We start from the raw sequence: 5,203 nt of genomic DNA on the forward strand, positions 1-5,203 counted from the left end.
CGGGACAGCGGCACCAGTTTCCTGCTGGTGACCCACAATCTCGATCTCGCCCGCCGCTGCGATCGGATCATCGAAGTGGTGGACGGCCGCATTCAACCTTAGCCGCATCCGCTGCCATCCTCCCGACACAAATTTTCGGGGGATATCAAGGGCTTGAACCTCGTTTTGAGGCCGGCCGGAGCCCCGTTCTTGCTTGCGTCGCTAGCCCGCTTCCTTTATCCCGTGGGCTGCCTCGCATGCGAGCGGCCCCGGCCGTGATTTGGGCTGGGCGCATGATCCGGAAAAGCAGGGCCCGCGGACATGATCCGGTGGGCGCGGTTTTCCGAACCGGTCATGCTCGTGTGAATTCAGTGGCAGAGGGAATACCCGCGAATGGCCAATGTTGTCGTCGTCGGCGCCCAGTGGGGCGACGAAGGGAAGGGCAAGATCGTCGACTGGTTGTCGGAGCAGGCCGACATCGTCGTGCGCTTCCAGGGCGGCCATAATGCCGGCCATACGCTGGTCATCAACGGCGAGACCTACAAGCTGGCGCTGTTGCCGTCCGGCGTGTTGCGGCCCTCGAAGCTGGCGGTAATCGGCAACGGCGTGGTGTTCGATCCGCAGGCCTTCCTCGACGAGGTGACGAAACTGAGGGGCCAGGGCGTCGCCGTCAGCCCGGAAAACCTGCGCGTCGCCGAAAACGTCACGCTGATCCTGCCTCTGCATCGCGAACTCGATGCGCTGCGCGAATCCGGCAACGCGGTCACCGCGATCGGCACCACGCGGCGCGGCATCGGCCCGGCCTATGAAGACAAGGTCGGGCGCCGCGCGATCAGGCTGATGGACCTCGCCGATCTCGACACGCTGCCGCACAAGATCGACCGCCTGCTGGCGCATCACAACGCGCTGCGCCGCGGGCTCAATCTGGAAGAGATCGACGGCGCAGGAATCCTCAAGGAATTGACCGCGCTGGCGCCGCAGCTCTTGCCTTACGCCGAAACGGTGTGGCGGCTGCTCGACATCAAGCGCCGCGAAGGCAAGCGCATTCTGTTCGAGGGCGCGCAGGGCGCGTTGCTCGACGTCGACCATGGCACCTATCCCTACGTCACCTCGTCCAACACCGTGGCGGCGCAGGCGGCGACCGGCACCGGGATGGGTCCGGGCTCGGTCGGTTACGTGCTCGGCATCTGCAAGGCCTATACGACACGGGTGGGCCAGGGGCCGTTCCCGACCGAGTTGCATGACGAGATCGGCGAGGAGATCGGTCGCCGCGGCAAGGAATTCGGCGTCAATACCGGGCGCAAGCGGCGCGTCGGCTGGTTCGACGCCGTGCTGGTGCGCCAGACTGTGCGGACCTGCGGCATCAACGGGCTGGCGCTGACCAAGCTCGATATTCTCGACGGGTTCGACTCAATAGAGGTCTGCGTCGGCTACACGCTGGACGGCAAGGAAATCGACCATTTGCCGGCCGGCGAGGGCGCGCAGGCCCGGGTGGTGCCGATCTACGAGACCATCGAGGGCTGGAAGGAGCCGACCGCCAATGCGCGTTCCTGGGCGGGTTTGCCGGCCCAGGCCATCAAATATGTCCGCAGGGTCGAGGAACTGGTGGGCTGCCCCATCGCGCTGCTTTCCACCAGCCCTGAACGCGAGGATACTATTCTGGTACAGAACCCGTTCGAGGCTTAACGAGATATTACCGGAAGGCCGACATTGTTGAGTAGAGATGGCTGATTACTACCCGCTGATCGCCCGCGCCATTGCCGGACTGGACCCCAGTGCTCCCGGCGAGAGCCGCCGCGCGCTTTATGAGCGGGCCCGCGCCGCGCTGATCGCGCAGCTGCGCGGCGTCGATCCGCCCCTGAGCGAATCCGAAATCACCCGCGAACGGCTGTCGCTGGAAGAGGCCGTGCGCAAGGTGGAGTCCGAGGCGGCCCAGCGTGCCCGGGACGCCTCGCGCTCCGGGGACGCTGCGCGCGCCGCGCCGGGAAGCGGCGGCCCTCGTGCCGGCGACGCGTTCCGCGCCACCACGCGGCCTCCGGCGCGGCCGGGCGAACCCGCGCCGGCGTCAGCATCGCCGCAAAACGGGACGCCGTCGCGCCCCCGTCCGCCTTCGCCGTCGTCAGCACCGTCGCCACCGCGCAACGAGCGTCCGCCGCTCGGGCAGGAAGACCGCCCGCCGCGTAACCTTCGCGGCGAGCCGCCACAGCCGCAGGTCGGAATGCAGGAGCCGTCGCTGCCGCCGACCCGCGAACGATCGGGCACGCCGCGCCGCGGCCCCGAGAACAATGCGCCGCAGGCGCCGGGCATGCGCGGCTTCCGCGATATCGCCGCCGACGCCGACGATCTCGGCCGCGCCGCGGCGCAGGCCAGCCGCGCGGCGCGGAAGACCTATGCCAACGTGCCCTCGCCCTCGCCGGAGTTCGACCGGCTCGAGCCGAGCATGGAGAACCGCGGCGCCGATCCCGACCAGCCCTATTCCTATGACGAATCCGCCGAGGAGGCCGAGCGCTTCCCGCCGGCGGCGTCGCGCCCGCGGATCTCGGCCGACCGCGAACCGAAGAAGCGCGCCCGGACCGGCGCGGTATTTCCGTTCAAGAGCGCGATCGTCGTCGGCGTGGTGCTGATCCTGGTTGGCGCCGGGATCCTGTGGGGCAAGTCGCTGGTGACGAGCGTCAGCGGCCTGTTCAAGCCCTCGACCACGGTGGTGGAAGCGCCGAAGGATACCTCGCCCCTGAACAAGCCGAAGATCGCCGATCGCGTCGGCCAGCCGTCGTCGTCGGAGGACCCGGTCGCGCCGGTGGCGCAGCGGGTGGTGCTGTATGACGAGGATCCCGGCGATCCCAAGGGCAAGCAATATGTCGGCACGGTGGTCTGGCGCACCGAGCCGGTCAAGGCCGCCGCCGGCCAGAAGGCCGACATCGCCGTTCGCGCCGACATCGACATCCCCGATCGCAAGTTCAAGATGACGATGTCGTTCCGCCGCAACACCGACTCGTCGCTGCCCGCCAGCCACACCGCCGAATTGACCTTCATCCTGCCGCCGGATTTTACCGGCGGCGGCGTCGGCAACGTGCCGGGCATCCTGATGAAGTCGAACGAGCAGGCGCGCGGCACGCCGCTCGCCGGCCTCGCGGTCAAGGTCACCGACGGCTTCTTCCTGGTCGGCCTGTCCAATGTCGATGCCGACCGCCAGCGCAACCTGCAGCTCCTGAAGGAGCGCTCGTGGTTCGACGTGCCGCTGGTCTATGTCAACCAGCGCCGCGCCATCATCGCCATCGAAAAGGGCGCCCCCGGCGAGCGCGCCTTCAACGACGCATTCGCGGCGTGGGGCGAGTAGGCCAGGCCTGCATCCGTCATTGCCCTGCAAAATTCGCGAGGTGGAGCATGAAGCGGTATCTGATCTTCGCGGCGCTCAGCCCGCTGCTCGGCGGATTCATCCTGCTGTTCGTGACCACCTACCAGTCCGGCTACTGGACGCAGACCAATGCCGCCGAAGTGGTGAAGCTGTTCGTGGTGTTCGCCAAGACGCTGCAATACAGCTATCTGTTCGGCCTGTTGCCGACGCTGATGATGGCGGCGGTGGACGACATCCTGTGGCATGTCAAACGCATCAGTCCGGTGCTGCGCATGCTGATCGTCGGCGTGCTGTCGTTCTTCGCCGCGGAATTGCTCTACGGCTCGCGGGGGCCGGACAGCGGCGTGGTCCAGTTCGTCCTCTACGGCCTGGTCGGCTTTATCCCTGCGGTGATCTGTTCATGGCTGGCGCATGAGGCGATCGACGAGCCGGCCACGGTGACACCGGAACAACCGGCCGTGGAAAGCAAATAGGCATTGCGATTTCCCATGGTCGTCCCCGGCGTTCGCCGGGACGACGCAGATGTGCTGCGGCATGACGCAACTTGCGCCCGCCTTGGGCGTTACCCATCTGATGGCAATGTCGAACGAAGAGATTCTGATCCCGGAACCGGCCCGCGCCCGGACGAAGTCTCGCGCCACGTTTGGCGGGGCGCAGCCGCGTGGCCCGGTCATCGATCAGGAGGGGCGCGAAATTCCGCAGGAATCGCTCGGTCCGCAGTTCCAGAGCTTCCGCTTCGACTTCGGCACCGCCAATCCGTTCGCCAATTTGACCCGCGAGCAGCGGCTGGCGCGGCTTGATGCGGTCGCCAGGCTTCTGGACATCGCCTTCATCCTGCCCGGCACCAACATCCGCTACGGCGTCGACGGCATCATCGGATTGATCCCGGTGGTCGGCGATCTCATCGCCACCGCGTTTTCGCTCTGGCTGGTGCGCGAGGCGCGCGCGCTCGGCGCGCCCTGGCACATCACCGCGCGGATGCTCGGCAATGTCGCGATCCAGGGCGTGGTCGGAGCGGTGCCGGTGGCCGGCGACGCGTTCGACGTGCTGTTCCGCGCCAACATCCGCAATGTGCGGATGCTGCGGCGTTGGATGGACAGGCAGGCGCGTTAAATCAAGCGGCCTCGGTGTCCGCCTTGTCGCTGGCAGGCACCGGCTCGGGCTTGCGCGGGCGGCGCGGCAGCGGAAACTCCTGGCTCTCATACAGCGTGCGGATGCCGCTCTGATCGAAGCGGGCTTCATCGACCTGCAGGTAGGCGCCGTTCAGCGAATCCGCCGGCAACTCCTCGATCGCGAAGCGAACCGCTTCGGCCGCGGTGCCAAATCGCCGATATGCGAATCCCGCCCGCTTTTTCTTGCGGATCGCGGCGGGAAACAATTCGGCAGCAGTATTGAAGCTGAAGGAAGCCATGGTCAGGGACCTCTGATCTTTTTAGTTAGAACGCGATCGCCAAATCGCGGACGGATCGCACGGGCACGCCAGGCGCGCCGGTACACGTCATTTCAGGACAGCCTTTAATATAGGCCCGTTTGACAGAAATGCGACTCCTGAAGAGCCTGATGATGAATCCGGGCGCTCCAAGCCCGAATTCAAAATAAGGCCTTTTATTTCAATGGCTTATTCCGGCTAAAGCTTGCCCAGGAGCAGCAAGATGATGAGCACGACCAGAATAAGGCCGCCGATGCCCATCCCGGAATGGCCCATGCCATAGCCGTAGCCGCCAAAACGGCCGCTGAAGCCGCCGAGAAGGTAAATGATCACGATGATGATGAGTATCAATCCGAGCGACATGGCACTCTCCCCGAGGGGCGGCCGGCGGATCACATCCGCCCAGCCCCGCCCCCTAAAGAAAAGCATATGTCGGCCTT

Annotated in this window: 6 protein-coding genes and 1 pseudogene; 5 read left to right on the top strand and 2 right to left on the bottom strand. The window is 66.0% G+C overall.

Going from position 1 to position 5,203, the window contains the following annotated elements; translation table 11 throughout:
• The 5 genes and pseudogenes from QZ213_RS24190 to QZ213_RS24210 all read left to right on the top strand — a co-directional run.
• Positions 1–102: pseudogene (locus tag QZ213_RS24190) on the top strand (ABC transporter ATP-binding protein); the annotation flags it as partial.
• 270 nt (positions 103–372) lie between these two features.
• Positions 373–1,665, top strand: a complete 1,293-nt coding sequence (locus QZ213_RS24195) for an adenylosuccinate synthase (protein WP_291688601.1) — start codon at positions 373–375, stop codon at positions 1,663–1,665.
• A 37-nt stretch (positions 1,666–1,702) separates the two neighbouring features.
• Entirely contained in the window at positions 1,703–3,316 is a 1,614-nt protein-coding gene (locus QZ213_RS24200; protein WP_291688602.1) for a hypothetical protein, read from the top strand.
• Between the two features lie 47 nt (positions 3,317–3,363).
• On the top strand, positions 3,364–3,807 hold the full coding sequence (locus tag QZ213_RS24205) for a DUF5413 family protein (protein ID WP_291688603.1): 444 nt from the start codon (positions 3,364–3,366) through the stop codon (positions 3,805–3,807).
• A gap of 100 nt (positions 3,808–3,907) precedes the next feature.
• Complete coding sequence (locus tag QZ213_RS24210) at positions 3,908–4,447, top strand: DUF4112 domain-containing protein (RefSeq protein WP_291688605.1); 540 nt, start codon at positions 3,908–3,910, stop codon at positions 4,445–4,447.
• Position 4,448: 1 nt separating this feature from the next.
• On the opposite strand, the gene QZ213_RS24215 is transcribed toward QZ213_RS24210, so the two are convergent.
• Complete coding sequence (locus QZ213_RS24215; RefSeq protein ID WP_291688604.1) at positions 4,449–4,745, bottom strand: hypothetical protein; 297 nt, start codon at positions 4,743–4,745, stop codon at positions 4,449–4,451.
• Between the two features lie 216 nt (positions 4,746–4,961).
• Positions 4,962–5,126: a DUF3309 family protein gene (locus QZ213_RS24220; RefSeq protein WP_291688606.1), complete on the bottom strand. Its 165-nt coding sequence runs from the start codon at positions 5,124–5,126 to the stop codon at positions 4,962–4,964.
• Between the last annotated feature and the right edge of the window lie 77 nt (positions 5,127–5,203).

This window comes from Bradyrhizobium sp. (assembly GCF_017881085.1).
Taxonomy (GTDB): Bacteria; Pseudomonadota; Alphaproteobacteria; order Rhizobiales; family Xanthobacteraceae; genus Bradyrhizobium.